This is a genomic window from Streptomyces sp. NBC_01214, assembly GCF_026340975.1.
Lineage (GTDB): Bacteria > Actinomycetota > Actinomycetes > Streptomycetales > Streptomycetaceae > Streptomyces.
In genome coordinates this window covers 795,564-820,301 of record NZ_JAPEOS010000002.1, presented here as the reverse complement: position 1 = coordinate 820,301, position 24,738 = coordinate 795,564, and the positions used below count along the sequence as shown (strand labels likewise).

Annotated in this window: 21 protein-coding genes and 1 pseudogene; 4 read left to right on the top strand and 18 right to left on the bottom strand. The window is 69.8% G+C overall.

Going from position 1 to position 24,738, the window contains the following annotated elements; translation table 11 throughout:
• Positions 1–79 precede the first annotated feature (79 nt).
• Both OG594_RS28710 and OG594_RS28705 read left to right on the top strand, forming a co-directional pair.
• Positions 80–1,057 carry a hypothetical protein gene (locus OG594_RS28710; protein ID WP_266604593.1) on the top strand — a complete coding sequence of 326 codons (978 nt, stop codon included), beginning with the start codon at positions 80–82 and terminating at the stop codon, positions 1,055–1,057.
• 253 nt (positions 1,058–1,310) lie between these two features.
• Positions 1,311–1,679 (top strand): ATP-binding protein, encoded by a 369-nt coding sequence (locus tag OG594_RS28705; protein WP_266604591.1) that lies wholly within the window; start codon positions 1,311–1,313, stop codon positions 1,677–1,679.
• 77 nt (positions 1,680–1,756) lie between these two features.
• Here OG594_RS28705 and dapC read toward each other — a convergent pair whose 3' ends face one another.
• Positions 1,757–2,851 carry a succinyldiaminopimelate transaminase gene (gene dapC / locus OG594_RS28700; RefSeq protein ID WP_266604589.1) on the bottom strand — a complete coding sequence of 365 codons (1,095 nt, stop codon included), beginning with the start codon at positions 2,849–2,851 and terminating at the stop codon, positions 1,757–1,759.
• Positions 2,852–2,958: 107 nt separating this feature from the next.
• Positions 2,959–3,288: a ferredoxin gene (gene fdxA, locus OG594_RS28695; protein ID WP_030011906.1), complete on the bottom strand. Its 330-nt coding sequence runs from the start codon at positions 3,286–3,288 to the stop codon at positions 2,959–2,961.
• Between the two features lie 117 nt (positions 3,289–3,405).
• Between fdxA and OG594_RS28690 the strand changes: the two genes are divergently transcribed.
• The gene (locus OG594_RS28690; RefSeq protein WP_266604587.1) at positions 3,406–4,392 is read left to right on the top strand and encodes a GNAT family N-acetyltransferase; all 987 of its coding nucleotides are present in this window, start codon (positions 3,406–3,408) and stop codon (positions 4,390–4,392) included.
• Positions 4,389–5,183: a transglutaminase-like domain-containing protein gene (locus OG594_RS28685; protein ID WP_266604585.1), complete on the top strand. Its 795-nt coding sequence runs from the start codon at positions 4,389–4,391 to the stop codon at positions 5,181–5,183. Before OG594_RS28690 ends, OG594_RS28685 begins: the two co-directional genes overlap by 4 nt.
• Before the next feature lie 310 nt (positions 5,184–5,493).
• On the opposite strand, the gene OG594_RS28680 is transcribed toward OG594_RS28685, so the two are convergent.
• The 16 genes and pseudogenes from OG594_RS28680 to typA form a co-directional block, all read right to left on the bottom strand.
• Positions 5,494–7,386, bottom strand: coding sequence for a peptidoglycan binding domain-containing protein (locus OG594_RS28680; protein ID WP_323185339.1), 1,893 nt, complete (start codon positions 7,384–7,386; stop codon positions 5,494–5,496).
• Positions 7,387–7,729: 343 nt separating this feature from the next.
• Positions 7,730–8,113: a DUF6113 family protein gene (locus tag OG594_RS28675; protein WP_266604581.1), complete on the bottom strand. Its 384-nt coding sequence runs from the start codon at positions 8,111–8,113 to the stop codon at positions 7,730–7,732.
• Positions 8,110–9,006 carry an N-acetyl-1-D-myo-inositol-2-amino-2-deoxy-alpha-D-glucopyranoside deacetylase gene (gene mshB / locus OG594_RS28670; RefSeq protein ID WP_266604579.1) on the bottom strand — a complete coding sequence of 299 codons (897 nt, stop codon included), beginning with the start codon at positions 9,004–9,006 and terminating at the stop codon, positions 8,110–8,112. Before mshB ends, OG594_RS28675 begins: the two co-directional genes overlap by 4 nt.
• A 24-nt stretch (positions 9,007–9,030) precedes the next feature.
• Positions 9,031–9,225 carry a hypothetical protein gene (locus tag OG594_RS28665; RefSeq protein WP_030012369.1) on the bottom strand — a complete coding sequence of 65 codons (195 nt, stop codon included), beginning with the start codon at positions 9,223–9,225 and terminating at the stop codon, positions 9,031–9,033.
• A gap of 351 nt (positions 9,226–9,576) precedes the next feature.
• Positions 9,577–10,671: an ABC transporter ATP-binding protein gene (locus OG594_RS28660; RefSeq protein ID WP_266604576.1), complete on the bottom strand. Its 1,095-nt coding sequence runs from the start codon at positions 10,669–10,671 to the stop codon at positions 9,577–9,579.
• A complete protein-coding gene (locus OG594_RS28655) occupies positions 10,664–11,647 on the bottom strand; it encodes an ABC transporter ATP-binding protein (protein WP_266604574.1) in 984 nt (327 codons plus the stop codon). The genes OG594_RS28660 and OG594_RS28655 overlap by 8 nt, the downstream gene beginning before the upstream one ends.
• A 12-nt stretch (positions 11,648–11,659) precedes the next feature.
• Positions 11,660–12,586, bottom strand: a complete 927-nt coding sequence (locus OG594_RS28650; RefSeq protein WP_266604572.1) for an ABC transporter permease — start codon at positions 12,584–12,586, stop codon at positions 11,660–11,662.
• Positions 12,587–12,674: 88 nt separating this feature from the next.
• On the bottom strand, positions 12,675–13,598 hold the full coding sequence (locus OG594_RS28645; RefSeq protein WP_266604570.1) for an ABC transporter permease: 924 nt from the start codon (positions 13,596–13,598) through the stop codon (positions 12,675–12,677).
• 31 nt (positions 13,599–13,629) lie between these two features.
• On the bottom strand, positions 13,630–15,258 hold the full coding sequence (locus OG594_RS28640) for an ABC transporter substrate-binding protein (RefSeq protein ID WP_266604568.1): 1,629 nt from the start codon (positions 15,256–15,258) through the stop codon (positions 13,630–13,632).
• Between the two features lie 107 nt (positions 15,259–15,365).
• A pseudogene (locus OG594_RS28635) lies at positions 15,366–16,112 on the bottom strand (hypothetical protein).
• 65 nt (positions 16,113–16,177) lie between these two features.
• Complete coding sequence (locus OG594_RS28630; protein ID WP_266604566.1) at positions 16,178–17,230, bottom strand: ABC transporter ATP-binding protein; 1,053 nt, start codon at positions 17,228–17,230, stop codon at positions 16,178–16,180.
• Complete coding sequence (locus OG594_RS28625; protein WP_266604564.1) at positions 17,223–18,314, bottom strand: ABC transporter ATP-binding protein; 1,092 nt, start codon at positions 18,312–18,314, stop codon at positions 17,223–17,225. Before OG594_RS28625 ends, OG594_RS28630 begins: the two co-directional genes overlap by 8 nt.
• A gap of 9 nt (positions 18,315–18,323) precedes the next feature.
• Positions 18,324–19,247 carry an ABC transporter permease gene (locus OG594_RS28620; protein ID WP_266604562.1) on the bottom strand — a complete coding sequence of 308 codons (924 nt, stop codon included), beginning with the start codon at positions 19,245–19,247 and terminating at the stop codon, positions 18,324–18,326.
• 23 nt (positions 19,248–19,270) lie between these two features.
• Positions 19,271–20,197: an ABC transporter permease gene (locus OG594_RS28615; protein WP_266604560.1), complete on the bottom strand. Its 927-nt coding sequence runs from the start codon at positions 20,195–20,197 to the stop codon at positions 19,271–19,273.
• Between the two features lie 197 nt (positions 20,198–20,394).
• Complete coding sequence (locus tag OG594_RS28610) at positions 20,395–22,044, bottom strand: ABC transporter substrate-binding protein (RefSeq protein ID WP_266604558.1); 1,650 nt, start codon at positions 22,042–22,044, stop codon at positions 20,395–20,397.
• A gap of 471 nt (positions 22,045–22,515) precedes the next feature.
• Complete coding sequence (typA, locus tag OG594_RS28605; RefSeq protein ID WP_266604556.1) at positions 22,516–24,420, bottom strand: translational GTPase TypA; 1,905 nt, start codon at positions 24,418–24,420, stop codon at positions 22,516–22,518.
• Between the last annotated feature and the right edge of the window lie 318 nt (positions 24,421–24,738).

Here is a 24,738-nt window from a genome sequence, read left to right as displayed (position 1 = left end):
CCCTAACGCCCCGGGATGCGACGAAGCCCCGTACGTCCGGCCGGTGGACGCGTCATATGCCTCAAGTACGGTGGGCCGCGTGTCCGAGACCCGTGATCCCCGTCCTCGTCGCCGCCGACTGCTCCGGGCGGCCGTCGGCATGCTCGTTCTCCTCGCGGTGATCGGGTACTTCGCCGTGCAGCACGATTCGAACGGTGGCGGCGGCGCCCCGTTCTGCGTGGCCAGCGCGGACCCGGTCGGGGGCGAAGAAACCTCTGAAACGTACGAAATGTCGCCGGAGCAGGCGGCGAACGCGGCGACGATAGCCGCCGTCGGCGTCGCCAAGGGCCTGCCGGACCGGGCGGTGACCATCGCGCTGGCGACCGCCATGCAGGAGTCCGCGCTGCGCAACCTCGATCACGGCGACCGGGACTCGCTCGGCCTCTTCCAGCAGCGGCCGTCGATGGGCTGGGGAACTCCGGCGCAGATCACGAACCCGGTCTACTCGGCCGGGATCTTCTACGACCACCTCGTCGACGTGCCGGGGTACTCGCGCCTGCCGCTGACGGTGGCCGCGCAGAAGGTGCAGCGCAGCGGGTTCCCGCAGGCGTACGCGAAGCACGAGCCCGACGCGACCGTGCTGACGGCGGCCTTCGCCGGCGGCGGCACCCTGAACTGCGGCGGGCCCGCGCCCACCGGGCCGGGCAACCCCGAGGAGGTACAGGCCGACCTGATCCGGATCTTCGGCAAGGACGGGACGCACACCATGTCCGCGCAGGGCGGCCAGGCCGGCCGGAACACCGGCGGCGGGCAGGTCGCCGCGGAGGCCGAGGTCACCCTGACGGAGAAGAAGAACGGCGGCGAGGACGCGACGCGCCGCAGCCGGGCGATGGCCCACTGGGCGGTGGCCCACTCGAAGGCGATGGGCATCTCCCGGGTGTCGTACGGCCGGCACGGCTGGATCGCGGGCAAGGACCGCGGCCGGTGGCAGGACAAGGGCGGCACGGGGACGAAGGACGGCGCCAAGGACGCCCACTACGCGGGGCCGGGCGAGGTACGGATCTTCATGGCCCGCTGACCGGCTCCGGCGCGGGGCACGCGCCGGGGGCGCCCGGGCTCACGTACGAGTGATCACCCCTGCGGGGGGATCCGTGTAGCGGGCCGCCGATCCCGGATCGGGGCGGAAGCCCAGGTCGGCGCGCATCCAATGCGTTTTTCCCGGAAGCCGATTAAACGATGCGTTACCGATCCTTTACCCATCGGCACCGCAACTCCACCCGCCCCGGGAGCGGTTAGCAGGGCGTACTCAGCCGCTACCGCTTAGGAGCAACATGTCTCTCCCCCTGACCCGTCGGATCGCCCGTGCCGCGCTGCTCATCGCAGCCGGGACAGCGCCCGTGGTCGGTGCGGCCGGCGCGGCCAGTGCCGCCGGCCTGGAGTCCGTGCCCCAGCTGGGCGCGCTCACCGCCCCCGACGCCGCCACGACGACGGACGCGGCCGCGGACGCCGTCGGCACCGCCGCCAGCGCCACCAAGGCCCTGCCGGCCCCGGCCGCCGACGTGGCCGGTACCGCGCAGGGCCTGCTCGGCGGACTGCCCGCGACGCAGGAGCTGCCGGTCTCCTCCCTGCCGACGTCCTCGCTGCCGACCTCCGGCGTCCTGCCGGGGGGACTCCCCGGTGGCCTGCCGCTGGGCGGCTGATGCCGTAGGAACCGCCGAGGGGGCCGGGAGTGCGAACTCCCGGCCCCCTCGGGCGTCTGCGTCGTGGAACCCGGCGGTCAGCCGAGGCGCTTGACCGCCGCCTCGACCCGCTCGTCGGTGGCGGTGAAGGCGACGCGCACGAACCGCGCGCCCGCCTCGCCGTAGAAGTCGCCCGGCGCGACCAGGATGCCCAGGCCCGCGAGGTGGGCGACGGTGTCCCAGCAGGGCTCGTCGCGGGTCACCCACAGGTACAGGCTCGCCTCGCTGTGCTCGACCCGGAAGCCGTGCCCCTCCAGGGCCGTGCGCAGCGCCGTACGGCGGGCCGCGTAGCGCTCGCGCTGCTCCTCGACGTGCGCGTCGTCGCCGAGCGCGGCGACCGTGGCCGCCTGCACGGGGGCGGGGGTCATCATGCCGCCGTGCTTGCGGATCTCCAGCAGTTCGCCGAGCACGTCCGCGTCACCGGCGACGAAGGCCGCCCGGTAGCCCGCCAGGTTGGAGCGCTTGGAGAGGGAGTGGACGGCGACGACGCCCTCGTACGAGCCGCCGCAGACGTCGTCGTGGAGGACGGAGACGGGCTCGGCCTCCCAGCCCAGCTCCAGGTAGCACTCGTCGCTGAAGAGCAGGATCCCGTGCTCGCGCGCCCAGGCCACGATCCGAACGAGGTCCTCCTTGGCGAGGACCTTGCCGGTGGGGTTGGACGGGGAGTTGAGCCACAGCAGCTTCACACCGGCCGGGTCGAGCTCGGTGGGGTCGTCGTAGACGACCGGCTCGGCGCCGCACAGCCGCGCGCCGACCTCGTAGGTGGGGTAGGCGAGCCGCGGGTAGGCGACCTTGTCCCCGGCGCCCAGGCCCAGCTGGGTCGGCAGCCAGGCCACCAGCTCCTTGGAACCGACGACCGGCAGCACGTTGCGGTGTTCGGCGGCGCTCGCGCCGAGGCGGCCGCGCACCCAGCCGGTGATCGCGTCGCGCAGGGCGACGGTGCCCCACACGGTCGGGTAGCCCGGAGAGTCGGCGGCCTCGATCAGGGCGCGCTGGATCAGCTGCGGGACCGGGTCCACGGGCGTGCCGACCGACAGGTCGACGATGCCGTCCGCGTGGGCCGCCGCCGTCTTCTTGTACGGCTCCAGCTTGTCCCAGGGGAAGGCGGGAAGACGGTCGGATACTGCGGCCACGGTGGTCTCTGCTCTCTCTGAGTGCTGGTGTGTGCGGGTCGGAAAACACATCGGTCCCGTGCGGCGGGAAGGCCGTACGGGACCGAGGGGCGCGTCTGCCTGGAAGGTCAGTGCTCGCCGTTGATACCGGCGGGCAGCGCCGCGACGAAGGGGTGGTCGCGCTCGATCAGGCCCAGCTTGGAGGCACCACCGGGCGAACCGAGCTCGTCGAAGAACTCGACGTTCGCCTTGTAGTAGTCCTTCCACTCCTCCGGGGTGTCGTCCTCGTAGAAGATGGCCTCGACCGGGCAGACCGGCTCACACGCACCACAGTCGACGCATTCGTCCGGGTGGATGTACAAGGACCGCTGGCCCTCGTAGATGCAGTCGACGGGGCACTCTTCGATGCATGCCTTGTCCTTGACGTCGACACAAGGCTCCGCGATGACGTAGGTCACGCTCTCGTTCCTCCTCGGTAGGGCTTTCCATATCGCGCGGGAGCGCGGCGTCGTCGATGCCCGCACCTAGTATCTCCGTTCCCGGGCACGATCCGAACAGGAGGGGCGGACAGAGCTGTGGAAATCACTGCCGGTGGACTGCTGGAGGTCCGAATTACCCCGGCTGACGTGGGTAAACGAGTCTCTGTACGACGGGTGGAGGCCGTAGTGAGCGGATCACCCGAGTTCACGGACACGGTCGGGGTTCTCACATCCTGGGACCAGGGTGTGCTGCTGATCACAAAGAAGGACGGTCAATCCGTCCGCATCTCGGAATCGTCGCTGGTGGCGGGCAAGATCGTGCCTCCGGCGCCGGCCCGGCGGCGGGGTCCCGCGGCCTCCTTCGAGGAGCTCTCGCGGGTCACCGCGCGGGCCTGGCAGCCGCTGGAGAGCGAGCAGCTGGGCGGGTGGACGCTGCGGGCGGCCGCCGGATTCACCCGGCGGGCCAATTCCGTGCTGCCGCTCGGCGACCCGGGGATGCCGCTGGACGATGCACTCGCGCGAGTGACCTCCTGGTACGCGGAGCGGTCGCTTCCGGCCTATGTGCAGGTCGCGACGGGGGCCGCGGGCACCCAGGAGATGCTCGGTGCGGAGCTGGAGCGGCGCGGGTGGGCGTCGGAGGTGTCGGCGGAGGTACGGATCGGGGCGCTGGCCCCGGTGGCCGACGTGGACGCGCCCGCGGCCGGGGACCTGCGCCTGACCCGGGTCCCGGACGAGGAGTGGCTCGGGCGCTACGGGAAGGTCAGCGACCCGGACCTGGCCCGGCGGATGCTGGTGGAAGGGCCGTCGGTGTGGTTCGCGACGCTGCCCGGGGGCCGGGCCATCGGGCGCTGCGTGGTGGATGGCCGCTGGGCCGGCTTCGCGGCAGTGACCGTGGATCCCGCGCACCGGCGGGAGGGCCTGGCGACGGCGGTGATGGCCGCGCTGGCCCGGCGGGCGCTTGAGGAGGGGGCGTCGGCGGCCTGGCTGCAGGTCGAGACGGACAATCCGGGGGCACGGGCGCTGTACGACGGGCTGGGCTTCGCGACGCACCACGCGTACCACCACTACCGGGCGGCCTCGTGAGTCCGGCGGCCTGGCGGGAGCAGTTCGCGGCCGAGGCCCGGGCGGAGCGGCCGGACCTGGCGCTGCTGTGCCTGCTGCTGGCCACCGAGGGGGACCCGGAGCTGGACGAACGCGCCATGGACCGGGCGCAGATCGAGCTGGACCGGCTGGCCGGGATGCTGCCGTACGGGCTGCGCGGCGGGCGGGCGTGGGCGAACGCGGTGACGGAACTGCTGGGCGGGCGCCTCGGTTTCCACGGCACCCCGGCGGACTACGACCGGCTGTCGTCCTCGCTGCTGCACGAGGTGCTGAGGCGGCGGCGCGGGCTGCCGATCCTGCTGTCGGTGGTGTGGCTGGAGGTGGCCCGGCGGGCCGGGGCGCCGGTGTACGGGCTGGGGCTGCCGGGGCACTTCGTGGTGGGCTTCGGGGACCCGGAGGAGGGCGTGGTGGTGGATCCCTTCGCGGGCGGCGCGTCCCTGGGCACGGGGCCGGCGGAGCTGGCGTCGGGGCCGCGCGAGCCCGCCCGGACGCTGGACATCGTGCAGCGGATCCTGGCGAACGTTCGGGCCTGGGCCTCGGCCCGCCCGGAGCAGTCGGCAGTGGCCCTGTGGGCGGTGGAGCTGTCGCTGCTGCTGCCGTCGCATCCGGCGGCGCTGCGGTACGAGCGGGCGCGGCTGTTGGTGGAGCGGGGCTCCTTCCAGGAGGGGGCGGCCGAGCTCGACGCGTACGCGGGGGTGGTCTCCGCGGTGGACGCCGACGCGGCGGCCCGGATCCGCGCGGAGGCCGCCTCCGCCCGCGCCCTCCTGAACTAACCGCCCCGGCGCCGTTGGGGCCGAGGAGCGCGACGGTCACGCCCGGGTGGAGCGTGAGGGAGGGGCCGTCGACCGCCCGGACCGTGCCGTAGCTCTTGGTCACGTTCTCGAAGCTGACCACCTGGTCGGTGGCGGGCTTCGCGGTGCGTGTCGCGGTCGTCGTCGTCATGGGGAGGGGTTCGCCCGTACGGGGTCCCGCGCGGCAGTGTCGGGCGTCGTGCGTGCCGGATGACGGATGTCATGCGGCGGACGTGACGGTGCCCCCGCCCGGGGTACGGGCGGGGGCACCGGTCGGCCGGTCCGGAACGGGCTAGCTCGGGTTGGTGTCGACGACCACGGTGCGTTCGGCCGTGGTCTTGCCGCGCAGGGCCTTGCCGAGGGCGCCGGCGACGTCCTGCGGGGTGACGGCCGTCTTCTCGCCGTTGCCGCGGGTGATCAGGATCCCGTCGAAGGTGTTCCCGTAGGTCGCCTTGAGCGCCTCCAGGTCGAACCTCTCGGTCAGGCGGCCGTCGACGGGCTGCATGCTGAGGATCTTGGGCAGGGACCTGGCGCCGAAGGCGATGGACTTGGCGCCGACCTTGACGGTGGCGTTCGCGGACATCGCGGGCTCGGCGAACTCCTTCATGGCCCGGTCCAGCTCGGCCTGGCCGATGGCCGGCGCCTTGGTGGTGGTCGGCAGTTCGGCCACGGCCGCCTTGCCGGTGGCGACCTGGTCCTTGAAAGCCTTGGCCACCAGCTGGACGGAGGCGTCCACGTCGAGGGTGGTGCCGGGGGTGCCGGGGACGGCGACGGCCTTGCCGGTGTCGAACTTGATCGTGCCCTCGGTGGCCGTGCCGGAGGTGCCCGCGAGTTCCTGCAGCGCGACCTGGAGCTTCTCCTCGTCGATCGGCATCACGGGGTCGGCGACCCGCTCGTTGCCGAGGAGCGAGCCGATGACCGTGATCGGGTTGTAGTCGCTGCCGGCCGCGTTGCGGACGGTGGTCTGGGCGTCCAGCGTCAGGCCGGCCTTCTCGGGCTTCAGCTCGACCGTCTTGCCGCCGACGCTGAGCTGGATCGGGGCGGCGGCGCGGGTGCCGAAGGCGGTCTGGAGCTTGGAGACGGCCTCGTCACGGCTGCCGCTGATGTCGACGTCGAGGACGGTGGTGCCCTTGGGGACGTCGGAGTGGTTCAGGAGCAGCCCGCCGCCGTAGGCCAGGCCGATGAGGGCGATGACACCGCCGCCGAGCAGGACCAGCTTGGAGCGGCCCTTCTTGGCGGGCTTGTCGGTGGCCTTGGGCTGCGCGGCCGCGGGGCGGGGGGCGGCCGGCGCGGGGGTCGGTACCGGGGTCGGCAGCGGGCCGTCCAGGTCGGGTCCGGGCCACTGCGGGGCCTCGTCGAAGGCGGCCGCGCCGGCCGGGCCGCCGACGGGGCCGCCGACGGGTCCGCTGCCGAAGCCGGGGCCGCCGGTGGGTCCGGCGGGGCCGCCGCCGTAGGCCGGGAACGCCTCGGTGACGGGGCCGGTGTCACCCTGGTCGCCCCCGTACGCGGGGAAGCCCTGGGTCGTCCCGACGCCCGGACCGCCGGGCATCGGGGCGGCGGGGGCGGGCGCGGAGGCCCGGTCGAAGCCCTGGCCGTAGTCCGTCACGGGCGGCGGCGGGGTGCGCGGCGGTGCGAAGGCGGCGTCCGGGCCGGGCACCGGCGGGGCCTGGGTGCGCTGCGGCGGGGGGAAGCCCCCGCCCGGGACGACCGGCGGAGTGGGCGTCGGAGTCGGCGTCGGGGACGGCGTCCGGGTGGGCAACGGCCGCTGCGCGAGCGGCGGGGCGGCCGCGGCCGGCGGCATCTGGGCCGCTGCGGGGGCCGGTGCGGATGCCGGGGCCGGGGCGGCCGGCTTGCGGGGGGCGAACCAGTTGCTGGCCGGCTCCTCGGCTTCGGCCGCCGGGGCGGGCGCGGGCGCCGGGGCGCCGGCCGGCTCCGGGGCGGCCTCGATGCGGGTGGGCTGCGGCCCGCGCCGCTGCGCGAGCGGCGGCGGGGAGGCCTGCCCGGGCGTCGCCTCGGGCCCGGTCTGCTCACTGGCGCCGGCCGAGCCGGAGCCGTTGCCCATCGCCTTGCGCACGACCACCGGCGGGATCGGCCGCGAACCCGGGATGTTGATCCGGATCCGGGTCGTCAGGGTCGTCTCGGTCTTGGGCCCGTCAGCATCGGGCGTGGACGGCTTCGAGGTCACAGCGTTCTCCTCCGGAGCGGTCGCCGCAGCGTCCGTGGACGGGTACTGGCCGGTTCCGTACGGCGGTGTACCCGAGGGGTAAGCGGCTCCACCGTGCCCCTTGGGCCCGGAGGACGAACTGTCGGTTTCACGACTCAAGGCAGGTTCTCCCGGTTGGCTCCGCCGCCCGTCATACCGTGCGCGGGCAGCTCGGCGGCCCGTCCACCATACTGGCCGCCGCCCGCACGCAACTGACGGGCGGGAATCAGGGGTTCCTGACAGGGCCCGTCAAACCCCTCTGAAGTGCCCGGGAAGCACCTGCGCGCGCCCCGCGGCGAACCTCCCTACGAGGTCCGACACCACGTCACTTGGCAGGCCGGGCGGCCGAAACCGGCCGATCCAGCGGACCGCGCATCGTGGCACACATCACAGCGAGAACGGTTCCACCCAAAAGGTAGACGTACACGCCGATTCCAGACGAATCGAGGAGGAAGTCACCCTCGGGGCGCGGAACGCTGAGCATCATGTACGAGAGGAACCAGCCGACCGCGGCGCCGCCCACCCCGAAGCCGGTCCCGAGGGCGATCCGGCCCCCGAGGAACAGTCCGAAGACGGCCAGCAGGGCGAGCAGCAGACCGCCGGGGAACCAGAGGCCGACCACCAGCCAGCCGGCCGCGCCGGTCAGCGCGCCCGCGACGAGCATGCCCAGGCAGCCGGCGATCCGGCCGGCCGTGACCGTGCCGCTCATGCCTCCACCCCCGCGAAGAGGTCGTGTTCGCGCTCGCCCGCCGGGGCGCCCGGCCGGCCTTCGACGAGTTCGTAGTACTCGCGGGTGAACAGCGGCTGTGCCAGGTCGTTGGAGAGGGCGAAGAAATGCCCGTCCACGGCGATCTGGGTGGCGTGGGCCCGCATGGCGGCCGCCTTCGCCGCCACGAAGGCGTCCTTGGCGTCGATCTCGGTGGTGATCCGCTCGTCGGCGACGACCCCCGGCACGTCTGCGGGCGAGCCCACCGCGGGGAAGGGCATCTCGCCCCCGGCCGCGCGCAGCCGGGCGAAGCCCTCCTCGACCACCGAGCGCGGGACGCGGTTCCAGTAGATCTTCCCGACCGCGTGGGGCGCGCCGAGGTCGCGCCGGTACGCGGTCTCCGCGGCCAGTTCGGCGGCGCGCATGGCGACCCGGTGGGCCTGGATGTGGTCGGGGTGCCCGTATCCGCCGTCCGGGTCGTAGGTGACGAGCACCTGCGGCCGCAGCTCCCGGATGACCTCCACGAGGTACGCGGCGGCCCCGTCCACGTCGGCGGCCCAGAAGGCCTCCGGGCGGTGGTTCTGCGGGGCGCCCATCATCCCGGAGTCCCGGAAGCGGCCGGGGCCGCCGAGGAACCGGTGGTCGTGGACGCCCAGTTCCGCCATGGCCGCGGCGAGCTCGCCGATGCGGTGCTCGCCGAGGGCGTCGTCGCGGTCGGCCGCCAGGTGGGCGAGCCCGGGCGGGATGACCTCACCCTCCTCGCCCAGGGTGCAGGTCACCAACGCGACGTGGGCGCCCTCGGCCGCGTACTTGGCCATGGTGACGCCGTTGTTGATCGACTCGTCGTCGGGGTGCGCGTGCACGAAGAGCAGACGACGGGCGGGAAGACCGTTCATGGGGCCTAGCCTACGAGGCGGGGCCTAGAACTTGAGGCCACTGATCATGCTCGCCACGTTCGAGGTGAGCTGGCTGAGGGTCGGGGCGATGGTGGAACTCGCCAGGTAGAAGCCGAGCAGTACGCAGACCACCGCATGTCCCGCCTTCAGGCCCGCCCTTCGGACCAGCAGGAAGACGATGATCGCCAGCAGCACCACGGCGGAGATCGAGAGTGCCACGGCGTTTCACCTCCACGTCGAGCGGACATCGGTACGCGCATTCGTGCTCGGCAGGACTCATACCCACCGTGCGCTACGGATCATAACTATCCGTACCAGCGCATCGATCGAAATCCGGCAGCACGAGGGGCGCATGCCGCGCATGAGTGGGGTCACGGGGAGGCCGGCCGGCGAGGCCGTACGCCTCCCCGGCCGGCTGTCGGCACCCGCACGGCCGCACGACATCCAGGTTGCATGCCCCAGATCTCGGGGCAGAAACGGTCAAGTTGCCCCCACGTAAACGAAGTTGTCGGAGCATCTACCGTTTCCCCACCTGACGCACAGGGGTGGCCGGAAATGATCGGTCAGCGCCTACTCCTTCGTCAGTGGATCCGTCGGCGGCGGGGACGACGGAGGAGGTGGCGGCGCTGACGGGGGCGGCTGGTCCGACGGCGGGACCACCTGTTTCTCCGCCGCGAAGTGGCAGGCCGACGGATGTGCCGCCGGGCCCGAGGGGAAGACCTGCGGGATCGCGAGCAGCGGGACCTCCGCCGTGCAGCGCGGCTCGGCCTTCCAGCACCGGGTGCGGAAGGGGCAGCCGGAGGGCGGGTTGGCCGGGGACGGGACGTCGCCCGTGAGGATGATCCGCTCGCGGCGGGCGCGGGCCTGCGGGTCCGGGACCGGGACGGCGGAGAGCAGCGCCTGGGTGTACGGGTGCGTCGGGTGGTCGTAGATCTGGCTGTCGGTGCCGATCTCGACGATCCGGCCCAGGTACATGACGCCGACCCGGTCGGAGATGTGCCGGACGATCGAGAGGTCGTGCGCGATGAAGACGTAGGACAGGTCGAAGTCGCTCTGCAGCCGGTCCAGCAGGTTGATGACCTGGGCCTGGACGGAGACGTCCAGCGCGGAGACGGGCTCGTCGGCGACGATGATCTCCGGTTGCAGGGCGAGGCCGCGGGCGATGCCGATGCGCTGGCGTTGGCCGCCGGAGAACTGGTGCGGGTACCGGTTGATGTACTCCGGGTTCAGGCCGACGACGTCCAGGAGCTCCTGGACGCGCTGCCGGCGCGAGCCCTTGGGCGCCACCTCGGGGTGGATCTCGTAGGGCTCCCCGATGATGTCGCCGACCGTCATGCGCGGGTTCAGCGACGTGTACGGGTCCTGGAAGACCATCTGGATGTTGCGGCGCACGGCCTTCAGGGCGCGCCCCGACAGTGTGGTGATGTCCTCGCCCTTGTACGAGATCGCGCCCGCCGTCGGCCGCTCCAGATGGACCAGCATCTTGGCCACGGTGGACTTCCCGCACCCGGACTCGCCCACGATGCCGAGCGTCTCGCCGGCGCGCAGGTCGAAGGAGACCCCGTCGACCGCTTTGACCGCGCCGACCTGCTTGCGGAAGAGGACGCCCCGGGTCAGCGGGTAGTGCTTGACCAGGTCCTTCACTTCCAGCAGGGACTCAGCCATGGAGGCATTCCTTCCAGAAGTGGCAGGCGCTGGTGCGCTCCACCGGGGACTCGGTCACCCGGTACAGCGGCGGGACCTCGGTGCGGCACACCGCCTGCGCCATCGGGCAGCGCGGGTTGAAGGCGCAGCCGGGCGGGATGGCCACCAGGTTCGGCGGCAGGCCCTTGATGGCGTACAGCTCCTGGCCCTTCTGGTCCAGGCGCGGGATGGAGTCCAGCAGGCCGCGCGTGTACGGGTGCGCGGGCGCCTTGTAGATCTCGTGGACCGGAGCCGCCTCGACGATCCGGCCCGCGTACATGACCGCGATCTTGTCGGCCACGTCCGCGACCACCCCCAGGTCGTGGGTGATCAGGATGAGGCCCATGTTCAGCTCGCGCTGGAGCTCGGCCAACAGGTCCATCACCTGGGCCTGGACGGTGACGTCCAGGGCCGTCGTCGGCTCGTCCGCGATGATCAGCGAGGGCTCCAGGGCCAGCGCCATCGCGATCATGATGCGCTGGCGCATGCCGCCCGAGAACTGGTGCGGGTAGTCCCCCACCCGCTCCTTCGCCGCCGGGATCTTGACCCGTTCCATCAGCTCGACGGCCTTGCCCTTGGCGTCCTTGCGGGACATCCCGCGGTGCACCTCGTACATCTCGCCGAGTTGCGCGCCCACGCTCAGGACCGGGTTCAGGGAGGAGAGGGCGTCCTGGAAGATCATCGCCATCTCGGCGCCCCGGATCTTCCTCCGCTCCTCCTCCTTCATCGTCAGGAGGTCCTTGCCCTTGAAGAGGATCTCGCCGCCCGCGATCCGGCCCGGCGGCATGTCGAGGATGCCCATCACGGCCTGGGCGGTGACCGACTTGCCGGAGCCCGACTCGCCGAGCACGGCCAGCGTCTCGCCCTCGGCCACCGAGTAGTTGACGCCGTTGACGGCCTTGGCGACTCCGTCGCGCGTCTTGAATTCCACGTGCAGGTCGCGGACTTCGAGCAGCATGTGCGGGGCTCCTCAGCGCAGCTTGGGGTCGAGGGCGTCGCGCACCGCGTCGCCGAGCATGATGAAGGCGAGCACGGTCAGGCTCAGCGCGCCGGCCGGCCAGAGCAGCATGTGCGGGGCGTTGCGGATCTGCGAGGCCGCGTTGGAGATGTCGATGCCCCAGGAGACGGTGGGCGGACGCAGGCCGACGCCGAGGAAGGACAGGGTGGCTTCCAGGGCGATGTAGGTGCCGAGCGCGATGGTGGCGACGACGATGACGGGGGCGATGGCGTTGGGCGCCACGTGGCGGAGCATCATCCGGCCGTTGCCGGCGCCGAGGGCCCGGGCGGCCTGGACGTAGTCGTTCTGTTTGGCGGTGATGACGGAGCCGCGGCCGATGCGGGCGATCTGCGGCCAGCCGAGGAGCACGATGAAGCCGACCACCGGCCAGACGGTGGTGCTGGTGACCACGGACAGGAAGACCAGGCCGCCGAGGACGACGGGGATGCCGAAGAAGATGTCGGCGACCCGGGAGAGCAGCGCGTCGCCCCAGCCGCCGAAGAACCCGGCGAGCCCGCCGAGCAGCGAGCCGAGGAAGGCGGCGCCGAGGGTGGCGCAGACGCCCACGGTGATGGAGGCGCGGGCCCCGTAGACGGTACGGGTGTACACGTCGCAGCCCTGGGTGTCGTAGCCGAAGGGGTGGCCCGGGGAGGAGCCCTGCTGCGATTTGGACAGGTCGCACTGGAGCGGGTCGCCGCTCGCGATGAGCTGCGGCCAGATCGAGATGATCACGAGGAAGAGGATCATCAGCGAGGAGATGATGAAGACGGGGTTGCGGCGCAGCTGGTGCCAGGCGTCCGACCACAGGGAGCGGGGCTTCTCGCCGGGCCCGGTCCCGCCCGGCGGGCCGTCCTTCTCGATGCCCTCGACGCTTTCGGCCTCTTCCAGGGCGAGATCCATGGGGCCTCCCTGACCCGTCGGGGAGACCGCCTCGTGCGGGCGGGGGCCGACGGGATCGTAGCCGCCGGGCCCTTCTGGACGCTCGGGGTCAGGCATAACGGATCCTCGGGTCCAGGACCGCGTAGAGCAGGTCGACGAGCAGGTTCGCCAGGAGGAAGACGATGACGAGGATGGTCACGAAGCCGACCACCGTCGGGGAGTTGTTGCGCAGGATCCCCTGGTAGAGCTGGTAGCCGACGCCGTGGATGTTGAAGATCCGCTCGGTGACGATGGCGCCGCCCATCAGGGCGCCGATGTCGGTGCCGATGAAGGTGACGACGGGGATGAGCGAGTTGCGCAGCAGGTGGCGGGTGACGACCCGGCGGCGCGGCAGGCCCTTGGCGACGGCGGTGCGCACGTAGTCGGCCTTGACGTTCTCGGCGATGGAGGTGCGCGAGAGTCGGGTGACGTAGGCGAGGGAGACCAGCGCGAGCACGATGCCGGGCAGGATCAGCTCGTTGAGGGGAGCGTCCGGGGAGACGGTGGGTCGCACCCAGCCCCATTTGACGCCGAAGAGGTACTGGAGCAGATAGCCCGTCACGAACGTCGGTACGGAGATGACGACGAGGGTGAGCACCAGCACGGTGGTGTCGACGGACTTGCCGCGGCGCAGGCCGCTGATCACGCCGAGGGTGATGCCGATGACGACCTCGAAGAAGATCGCGACCAGGGTCAGGCGCAGGGTGACGGGGAAGGCCGAGGCCATCAGCTCGGTGACCGGCTGTCCGTTGAAGGCCGTGCCGAAGTCGCCCTGGAAGATCTGGCCCATGTAGTGCAGGTACTGCTTCCACAGGGGCTGGTCGAGGTAGAGGTCCTTGCGGATGCGCGCGGCGGTGGCGGGGTCGGGCGCCTTGTCGCCGAAGAGGGCCGCGACCGGGTCACCGAGCGCGTACACCATGAAGAAGATCAGGAACGTGCTGCCGATGAACACCGGGATCATCTGGAGCAGCCGCCGGATCACATAACGTCCCATGGACTGCTCCAGGATCGATCCGAAACGCGGGTCAGCTGACCTTGATCTGGTCGTACACCGGGACGCTGAACTGGTTGAGCGCCACGTCCGAGAGCCGCTCGGCGTAGCCCGCGCTGCCGTTCTGGTACCAGAGCGGGATGGCCGGCATCTGCGCGGCGAGGATCTTCTCGGAGTCCTGGAACTTCGTGACGGCCTTGGCCTGGTCGCTCTCCTGGTTGGCCTCGTCGACGAGCTTGTCGAAGTCCGCGTTGCTGAACTTCCCGTAGTTGGAGGAGGCCCCGGTGTAGTAGAGGGGCTGGAGGAAGTTCTGGATCAGGGGGTAGTCGGCCTGCCAGCCGGAGCGGAAGGGGCCGGTCAGCTTGAAGCTGCTCTGCTGGTTGCGGAAGTCGGCGAAAGTGCCGATCGGGTTGACCGTGCAGACCGGACCCTCGCCCAGCGCGTTGTTGATGCTGTTGCAGACGGCGTCCATCCAGTCGCGGTGCGAGCCGGTGTCCACGTTGGAGGTCAGCGTGACCTTGCCGCCGGGGAGCCCGCCGGCGTCGGTGATGAGCTTCTTGGCCGCGACCGGGTCGTAGACGCAGGCGTCGCCGCAGACGGTGGAGGAGAAGCCGCCCTTCTCGCCGAGGGCCGGGGAGGTCCAGTCCTTGGCCGGGGTGCGGGTCTCCCGGAAGATCTGCTTGGTGATCTCGTCGCGGTTGATGGCCATCGAGATCCCGCGGCGGACGTTCTCCATGCCCTCCTTGCTCCACTGCGGGTCGTACAGCGGGAAGGTGAGCGTCTGGATGATGAGGGCCGGCTGGTTGATGTACCGGTCCCCCAGGTCGTTCTTGACGTTCTTCAGCTGCTGCGCGGGCACGTCGTCGACGAGGTCGAGGTTGCCGGAGATCAGGTCGGTGTAGGCGGTGTTGTTGTCGGTGTAGACCTTCAGGTCCACACCGCCGTTCTGCGCCTTGTCCGGACCGGGGTAGGTGTCCCACGCGCGCAGCTTCATGCCGGTGCCCTTGGTGTACGAGTCCACCGTGTACGGGCCGTTGCCGATCGGCTTGTCCAGCCAGCCGGCGTGGTCGGTGAAGAAGGCCTTGGGCAGCGGGGAGAAGGCCTGGTAACCGAGGGTCTCGGGCCAGGTGGAGAACTTGTTCTTCAGGGCGACCGTGAAGGTCTTGTCGTCCTTGACGACCAGTCCCGACATCGTCTTGGCCTTGGGCTCGCCGGAGGCGGGGTGGACGTCCGCGTAACCGACGATGTCGGAGAAGAACGGCGAGTTGTTCTGCTTGTTGCGCACGTCCGCGCCGTAGTTCCAGGCGTCGACGAAGGACTGCGCGGTGACCGGCTCGTCGTTGCTGAACTTCCAGCCGTCCTTCAGCGTGATGGTGAAGTTCTGACTGTCCGTCGTCTCGATCTTCTCGGCGACCATGTCGAGGGCCTCGCCCGTCTTCGGGTCATAGCGCTTGAGGCCCCGGAAGAGCATGTCGAGCACCTTGCCGCCCTGCACCTCGTTGGTGTTGGCGGGCTCCAGCGGGTTCTGCGGGTCGCCCCAGGAGGAGCTGACGATTCCCGCCTCGCCGCCTCCGCCGCTGTCGCTGCCGCCGCCGCAGGCCGTCGCCACGAGGGCGACGGCCACCGCACCAGCGGCCCACTGGGCGTGGGTGGCTCCGCGCATGGAGTGCCTCCTAGGGGTCCCGAGACTCGCTTAGGGGCCTATGTCACCCTATGTGGGGCCCTGCACACTCCTGGTTGGACCGATTGCACCCGCGCGTCACGCCCCTGTCACCCCTGGGGGTGCAAGGGGAGCTCCCACGAGTCGACCGCGTAGGGCAGACCCATGCCGTGCGCCTCGTACAGCGCGAGCGCGCCCGTTTCGTTGTGGGTGTCCACGCCGAGGCCCACGGAGTCGCGGCCGCGCTCCGCGTAGACGGCGAAGGTCCGCTCGATCAGGGCGTGGGCCCGGTGGCGGTCGGCCTCGTCGCCGCCGCAGTGCCGCAGGGTGAGTCCGGCCAGCGGGGTCGGCGGTCGGGGACAGGGGGCGGGTCATGACGTGGTAGCGGCGGACGGTGCGGTAGCCGCGCCCGTGAGGAGGGAGAGGTCGAGGGTGGGCTTCACGTTGAGCTGGAGCCTCAGGACGCCCTGACCGCCGGTCAGCTCCCGGACCCGGGCCTCCATGCGCTCGAGCAGCAGGACGGCCGCCTCGTGGTGGCCGGGCAGCACGTAGTGGTCCGCGTCGACGCGGCCCGGGCCGGAGTCCGCCCAGACGAGGGCGTGGGCGACGAGCCTGCCGTCCTGGAAGGCGAGCCAGGAATCGGTGGACAGGTCCACGTCGGGGGCGTTGAGGTCGGACTCGACGGCGCCCAGATCGGTCTCCGGGCGGCCGATCTCGATCAGGTCGACGGCATTGAGGAGGGCGCAGACGTCGGACGCGTCCCCGGGCCCGGCGGGCCGTACGGTGAGGCTCGTGCCGTCGCTCTCCGTCCCGGCTCCCGGGTGCGCAACCGGATTCCCGAGCGCCCGGACCGGCAACGAAAACGGCTGGTCCCCGGCGCCGTGGGGCACCGGAGACCAGCCGTTCGCGGACAACGCGTCGGTCAGACGGCCAGGATGGCCTTCTCCTCGGCGAAGTGGCACGCGGACTCGTGCGCGGCCAGGGTGTTCACGCCCTTGAAGCGCTCCGGGATCGCCAGCAGCGGCTCCTCGGTGGAGCACTTGTCCTGGGCCTTCCAGCAGCGGGTGCGGAAGCGGCAGCCCGACGGCGGGTTGGCCGGGGACGGGACGTCACCGGTGAGGATGATCCGCTCACGGCCCTCGCGCGCGTCCGGGTCCGGGACCGGGACGGCGGAGAGCAGCGCCTGGGTGTACGGGTGGGTCGGGTGCTCGTAGATCTCGGCGTCGGAGCCGATCTCCGCCATCTTGCCCAGGTACATGACGCCCACGCGGTCCGAGATGTGCCGGACGATCGAGAGGTCGTGCGCGATGAAGAGGTAGGAGAGGTTGAACTCGTCCTGCAGCTTCTCCATCAGGTTGATGACCTGGGCCTGCACCGACACGTCGAGCGCGGAGACCGGCTCGTCGCAGATGATGATCTCCGGCTGCAGGGCGAGGCCGCGGGCGATGCCGATGCGCTGGCGCTGGCCGCCGGAGAACTGGTGCGGGTACCGGTTGATGTACTCCGGGTTCAGGCCCACGACGTCCAGGAGCTCCTGGACCTTGCGGCGCCGGTCGCCCTTCGGAGCCACCTCGGGGTGGATCTCGTAGGGCTCCCCGATGATGTCGCCGACCGTCATGCGCGGGTTCAGCGACGTGTACGGGTCCTGGAAGACCATCTGGATGTTGCGGCGCACGGCCTTCAGGGCCCGGCCGGACAGCTTGCTGATGTCCTGGCCCTTGTAGAAGACCTCGCCGGCGGTCGCCCGCTCCAGGTTCATCAGGAGCTTGGCGACCGTGGACTTGCCACAGCCGGACTCGCCGACGATGCCGAGGGTCTCGCCCTGGTAGAGGTCGAAGGAGACCCCGTCGACCGCCTTGACCGCGCCGACCTGCTTCTTGAACAGGATTCCCTGGGTCAGCGGGAAGTGCTTGACCAGGTTACGGACCTGGAGGATCGGCTCGCGCTCGGTGGCGTTCTTGGTGAGCTCAGCCATGGATCTGGTCCTTCCAGAAGTGGCACGCGCTGCCGCGGCCGGGCAGTTCGGTGCCGTCCTGCTCGGTGACCGGGTGCAGCACCGGGATCTCGGTGCGGCAGATGTCCTGCGCCTTGGGGCAGCGGGGACTGAAGGCGCAACCCGTCGGGATGCGGAGCAGGTTGGGCGGCAGACCCTTGATCGCGTAGAGCTCCTGGCCCTTCTGGTCCAGGCGCGGGATCGAGTCCAGCAGGCCGCGGGTGTACGGGTGGGACGGGCGCTTGTAGATCTCGTGGACCGGGGCGGTCTCGACGATCCGGCCCGCGTACATGACCGCGATCTTGTCCGCGACGTCGGCGACGACGCCGAGGTCGTGGGTGATCAGGATCAGGCCCATGTTCATTTCGCGCTGGAGTTCCGCGAGCAGGTCCATGACCTGTGCCTGGACCGTCACGTCGAGGGCCGTGGTCGGCTCGTCGGCGATGATCAGGTCGGGCTCCAGGGCCAGCGCCATGGCGATCATGATGCGCTGGCGCATGCCGCCCGAGAACTGGTGCGGGTAGTCGCCCACGCGCGCCTTGGCGGCGGGGATCTTCACGCGGTCCATGAGCTCGATGGCCTTGACCTTCGAGTCCTTCTTGGACATGCCGCGGTGGACCCGGAACATCTCGCCGAGCTGGTCGCCCACCGAGTAGACCGGGTTCAGGGAGGACAGCGCGTCCTGGAAGATCATCGCCATCTTGTTGCCGCGGAGCTTGCGGCGCTCCTCGTCGGACATCTTGAGGATGTCCTTGCCGTGGAAGCGCACCTCGCCGCCGGCGATCCGTCCGGGCGGGCTGTCGAGAATGCCCATGATCGCCTGTGCGGTGACGGACTTGCCGGAGCCGGACTCGCCGAGCACGGCGAGGGTCTCGCCGGCGCTCACGCTGTAGCTCACGCCGTTGACGGCCTTGGCGACCCCGTCACGGGTCTTGAACTCGACCTGGAGGTTGTCCACCTCCAGCAGCGGCACGGCGGATCCGCCGCCCGTCTCCGCAACGCTGAGAATCTCCGACGTGGTCACGCCGCCACCTTCGTCCTGCTTGCTGATGTTGTCTCGGGGCATCGAGCGGCCCTACCGGAGCTTCGGGTCGAGTGCGTCACGCAGGCCGTCGCCGACGAAGGCGAAGCCGAGCACGGTGACGACGACGAACAGGCTGGGGAACACCCAGAGGTAGTCACTGACGCCGATGAACGCCTGACCGGCCGCCAGCATGTTGCCCCACTCCGGCACGTCGACCGGGACACCGGCGCCGAGGAAGGAGAGCGCCGCAACGCCGACGATCGTGGTGCCCACGTTGAACGTCGCGTAGACCAGCACGGCGGTCAGCGAGTTGGGCAGGATGTGGGTGCGGACGATCCGCCAGCCGCTGGCGCCGAGCGCCTTGGCCGCGTGGACGTAGTCCATCTCGCGCACCGACAGGATCGAGCTGCGCAGGAGCCTGGACACGGTGGCCCAGGAGAAGATCGCCAGCGAGATGATCACCGGGGTGATACCGCGGCCGGTGACCAGGATGATCACGATCGCGCCGATCATCAGCGGGAACGCGAGGAAGACGTCCGCGATGCGCATGACCAGGGTGTCGGCGAAGCCGGCGAAGTAACCGGCGATGGCGCCGAGGGCGACACCGATCAGCACCGCGAAGAAGATCGAGGCGAGGCCGACGAACATGGCGACGCGGGTACCGGCTATGAGGCGCGAGAACATGTCGCGGCCCAGGGCGTCGGTACCCATCCAGTGCGTGCCGTTGGGCGAGGCGAGGGTGTTCTCCAGGTCCTGCGCACTGGGGTCGAACGGGGCGAACATCTCGCCGAACGCCGCCGTCAGGAAGAGCAGGGTGATGATCACCAGACCGACGACGGCCAGCTTGTTCTGGACGAAGCGGTGACGGATCTCGCCCCACTGGCTCAGTTGCTTGGGTGCGGGTTCGGCGGTGGCCGAAACGGACGACACGGGGTTCTCGTCCCCGATCGCCGGGCTCGTTGCGAGCTCAGACATGAGGAAATCCTCCTTGGGGGCGGTCAGCTGAGGCGGATACGCGGGTCGAGGGCCGCGTACAGCAGGTCCACGATGAGGCTGAGGACGACGAAGATGGCGACGCTGTACGTCACGACGCCGATCACGATCGGGTTGTTCTGCTGCTGAATCGCCTGAACCAGTGCCAGACCGACACCGTCCCAGTTGAAGATCGCCTCAGTGATGAGCGCACCACCGAGGAGTCCGCCGAACGAGATGCCCAGGTAGGTGACCACGGGGATGGACGAGTTGCGGAGCACGTGCTTGAACAGCACACGGCGGCGCGGAAGTCCCTTGGCCACGGCCGTCTTCACGTAGTCCGCGCGCAGCACCTCGAGCATCGTGCCGCGGGTGAGGCGGGCGACGAAGGCGATGTCGGTGATCGCCAGGGTGATCGCGGGAAGGACCATGCCGATGGCCTTGTCGCCACTCAGCTGCGGGAACCACTGGAGTTCCACCGCGAAGTACTTCGTGAGGAGCATGCCGATCACGAAGGTCGGGAAGCCGACGGCCATGGTCGTAAAGAATGTCGTGGCCATGTCCAAGATGCTGTATCTGTAGAGGGCGGCGATGATGCCCACGCCCATACCGAACACCGTGACGAGAGCGATGGCCAGCAGGGCCAGCTTCGCGGTGTTCTGCAGCTTGGGACCGAGGATTTCGGACACCTCGCGGCGCTGCACGAAGTCCTCGCCGAGGTCGCCGGTGGCAACCTTCGCGACGTAGTTCACGTACTGCTCGGGCAGCGACTTGTCGAGCCCGTAACGCGCCTTCAGTTCCGCGACCACTGCAGGGTCGCGTGCCTTGTCGCTGCCCGCGATCGAACCCACGGGATCACCGGGGAGAACGAACAGACACGCGAACAGAACCATGGTCGCGCCGATGAGGACTATGACCATCTGCCCGAGGCGACGGGCGACGTACCTTCCCATGTTTTGCCTCTCTACCTGGCCGCTTCTGGGAGCAGCGGCCTCCGACCCAAGGAACGGGTCGGCTCTCGGCCTGCGGGGATTGCCCGCGGATGTGAGGGGTGCCGAAGTAAGAACGGCCTGCGGAGCGAGGCCGCGGCCCACCGGTCACCGGGGGGCCGCGGCACGTTCGCTCCTGACGGATATACCGTCCGAACCGATTACTTCTTGAGCGAGATCTTCTCGAGGATCGGGTCCTCGTTGAAGTTGATGTCGTCCAGACCGTTGAACTTGTCGGTCGCCATCAGGCGGAACTGGGAACGGTTGAAGGTCGGGATGAGGGCCATGTCCTCCATGGCCATCTTCTCGGCCTGCTTGTACATCGCCAGTCGCGCGGCCTCGTCCTTGGTGGCGCGGGCCGTGTCGATCAGCTTGTCGAACTCGGGGTTGTTGTAACGGGCGCGGTTGTCACCGGTCACGTTGCCCTCGGCGTCCTTGGACATCGAGGTCGAGTGCAGCAGCGGGAACAGGAAGTTCTCCGGCGTCGGGTAGTCGGCGCCCCACGCGAAGCGGTAGAGGCCCGAACCCGCGGAGCTCTGCTGCTCCTTGAGCATGCCGGGGAAGTCCTTGCCGTCCAGCTTGACCTTGAGGCCGAGAACGTCCTCGAGCTGCTTCGCGATGGCCTGGACCCACTCTTCGTGGCCCGCACCGGTGTTGAAGCTGAACTTGATCTCGGTACCCGGCTTCAGGCCGCCCTTCTCGGCGTGCTCCTTGGCCTTGGCGACGTCCTGCTTGATGCAGGAGGTGCACAGGTCCTTCTGGTACGCCTTCGGGAACGACGGCGGCACGATGCTGGTCGACGCGGTCTGGAAGCCCTGGTAGACACCCTTGACGATGGCCTGACGGTCGATCGCGTAGGAGATCGCCAGACGGGCGTCCTTGTTGTTCGTCGGACCGTTGTCACCGATCGGCAGAACGAAGTTCATGCCGCTGGTGTCCTTGGCGAACCACTTGTTCTGCGCCTTGTACTTCGCCTCGGCCGTCTTGAGCATCGGCACCGGGATGTGCGCGTAGTCGAAGGTGCCGGCCTGGAAGCCGTCGTACTCGAGCTGGTGCGCGGTCTTGTCGTTGAGGAGGGTGACCTGGACCTTGCCCAGGGACGCCTTCTCGAGCCCGTAGGTGTCGTTGCGGACGAGGTTGATCGCCTTGTTGTGCTCCCACGTGCCGTCCATCTTGAACGGACCGTTGCCGATGGGGGCCTCGCCGAACGCCTTGTCCTCTTCGCCGACCTTGGCGACCTTCGGGACCGGGCTGTAGGCGTTGTGCGCCGTCTTCAGGACGAACTCGCAGTCCGCCTTGGAGAGGTCCACCTTGATGGTGGTCGGGTCCGGGGTGGTGACACCGGAGAAGGTCTTGGCGGAGCCGTCCTGCAGCTCGGCGTAACCCTTGATGCCGGCGAAGTGGTACGCCACGTCGGACGCGGCGGCCTTGTGCGCGGCACGGGCCCAACCACGGGCGAACGACTCGGCGTCGACGGCCTCGCCGTTGGAGAACTTGGTGTCCGGCTTGATCTTGAAGGTCCAGGACGTGCAGCTGTCGTCCGACGTCGCCGACTCGGCGAGCGCGGGCTCGGCCAGGCCGTCCGGCGTGTTGCCGTACAGGCCGGTGAACAGGGCGTTGGCCAGCAGGACGCCGGTGGACTCGTGGGCACGCCCCGGGTCGATGGTGTCCGGCTCGGTGCTACCGAGACGGAACACGCCACCGTTGGCGCTGCCCTTGTCCTTGTCACCGTCACCGCCGCCACAGGCGGTAGCGGCCAGGGCGACGACAACCGCGCCCACGACCCACTTGGCGCTCTTGGCACCGCGCATGGGTTTCCTCCTCATGAGTCCACTGATCGACTTGAGGGGCAAAAAAACCTCGCCGACACCCCTGACGGCGAGCATTTCCGTGCCCATAGTGTGCTCGTGAGTCGGCGCGATCCCCACATCGCGTGACCCATTGACCCGAGCTCAATGGAGCCATCCTCAGGGACGGTCAGGCCGTAAACCACACTTAAGTGGTCTCGTTTTCACAACATCGATCCGCGTCAGAAACCCGAAATCCGGACAAACGGATAGGAGACAGACACGTGCGAAACGGACGGTTAGCTCATCTTCCGGAGTGTCACGGTCGGTATGCGGACACCTGAACGCAAAAATCCGATTGACAAAAGCGAACAGCCCCTCCCTTCACGGACTCCGTGAAGGGAGGGGCTGTTGCACGACCAGGGCCCTACGGCCGGCTACGCCGGTCGTGGCCGCGGCCCGAGCAAACGCGGGCGAACGGCCGTACGGCTGTTGCTACTTGGCGGACTTGGCGCGCGACGCGGTGCGCGAGCGGTCCTTCTGGTCCAGGACGACCTTGCGGATGCGGACGGCCTCCGGGGTCACCTCGACGCACTCGTCGTCGCGGCAGAACTCCAGGGACTGCTCCAGGGAGAGCTTGCGCGGCGGCACCACGTTCTCGGTGTTGTCCGCGGAAGCCGCACGCATGTTGGTGAGCTTCTTCTCCTTGGTGATGTTCACGTCCATGTCGTCGGAGCGCGAGTTCTCACCGACGATCATGCCCTCGTACACCTCGGTGCCGGGCTCGGTGAACAGGACGCCGCGCTCCTGCAGGTTGATCATCGCGAACGGCGTCACGGAGCCGGCGCGGTCGGCGACCAGGGAGCCGTTGTTACGGGTCACCAGCGGGCCGAACCACGGCTCGTGGCCCTCGTGGATCGAGTGGGCGATACCGGTACCGCGGGTGTTCGTCAGGAACTCCGTACGGAAACCGATGAGACCGCGCGACGGGACGACGAACTCCATGCGGACCCAGCCGGAACCGTGGTTCGACATGTTGTCCATGCGGCCCTTGCGGACGCCCATGAGCTGCGTGACCGCACCCATGTGCTCCTCGGGGACGTCGACGGTCATGCGCTCGACCGGCTCGTGCACCTTGCCGTCGATCTCCTGCGTGACGACCTGCGGCTTGCCGATGGTCAGCTCGAAGCCCTCGCGGCGCATCTGCTCGACCAGGATGGCGAGCGCGAGCTCACCGCGGCCCTGGACCTCCCAGGCGTCCGGGCGCTCGGTGTCGAGGACGCGGAGCGAGACGTTACCGATCAGCTCGCGGTCCAGACGGTCCTTGACCTGGCGCGCGGTGACCTTGCGGTCCTTGACCGCGGACTTGGCGTCCGCGCCCTTGCCGCTGCCGCCGCGGCCGACCATCGGGGAGGTGTTCGTACCGATGGTCATGGAGATCGCCGGCTCGTCGACCGAGATCAGCGGGAGCGCGATCGGGTTCTCCGGGTCGGCCAGGGTCTCACCGATCATGATGTCGGGGATACCGGCGACCGCGCAGATGTCACCCGGGCCCGCCACCTCGGCCGGCTTGCGGGTGAGCGCCTCGGTCATCATCAGCTCGGTGATGCGGACGTTCGACTGGGTGCCGTCGCGCTTGATCCAGGTGACGGTCTGACCCTTGCGCAGCTCGCCCTGCTCGACGCGGAGCAGCGCGATGCGGCCGAGGAAGTTGTCGGCGTCCAGGTTGGTGACGTGGGCCTGCAGCGGGGCCTCGTCGTCGTACACCGGGGCGGGGACGTGCTCCAGGATGGTGGAGAAGAACGGCTCCAGGCTGTCGCTGTCCGCGGGGACGGTGCCGTCCTCCGGCTTGGTCAGCGAGGCGATGCCGTCACGGCCGCAGGCGTAGACGATCGGGAACTCGATCTGCTCCTCGGTGGCGTCCAGGTCCAGGAACAGGTCGTAGGTGTCGTTGACGACCTCGTCGATCCGGGAGTCCGGGCGGTCCGTCTTGTTGATGCAGAGGATGACCGGCATGTTCGCCTGCAGGGCCTTGCGCAGGACGAAGCGGGTCTGGGGCAGCGGACCCTCGGAGGCGTCCACCAGCAGGACGACGGCGTCCACCATCGACAGACCGCGCTCGACCTCACCACCGAAGTCGGCGTGGCCGGGGGTGTCGATGATGTTGATCGTGATCGGGGCCCCGCCGTCCTTGGGGTGATACTTCACCGCCGTGTTCTTGGCGAGGATCGTGATGCCCTTCTCACGCTCCAGGTCGTTCGAGTCCATCATGCGGTCGTCGAGGTGCTGGTGGGCGGCGAAGGCACCGGCCTGCTTGAGCATGGCATCGACGATGGTCGTCTTGCCATGGTCGACGTGGGCGACGATGGCGACGTTACGGATGTCGTGGCGCGTGGGCACTTCGGCGCTTCTCCCGGGATCGTGGATGGCGACGCGTACGGTCCGGCACGCGCGCCTCGGCCGGGCGAAAACCTGCCACGGCCTTACCCCATGGTACGTCGCGTGGCGGGAACCGCCTGCCGGGGGGTCTGTCAAGAGGCCGGATGTATGAGTGCGGCCGAGTGCTGCGTGGGGTGCCTCGACCGCCGTTCCTGCTGGTGAGCACACGGGTCAACGGGTACGCACGACCTTGCCCGCCGGGGGATCCGGCGGGCAAGGGACTTGAGTCACATCTGAGCTTGTGACCCTGCGGTCAACCAGACAGGCACCGCTTTGTCA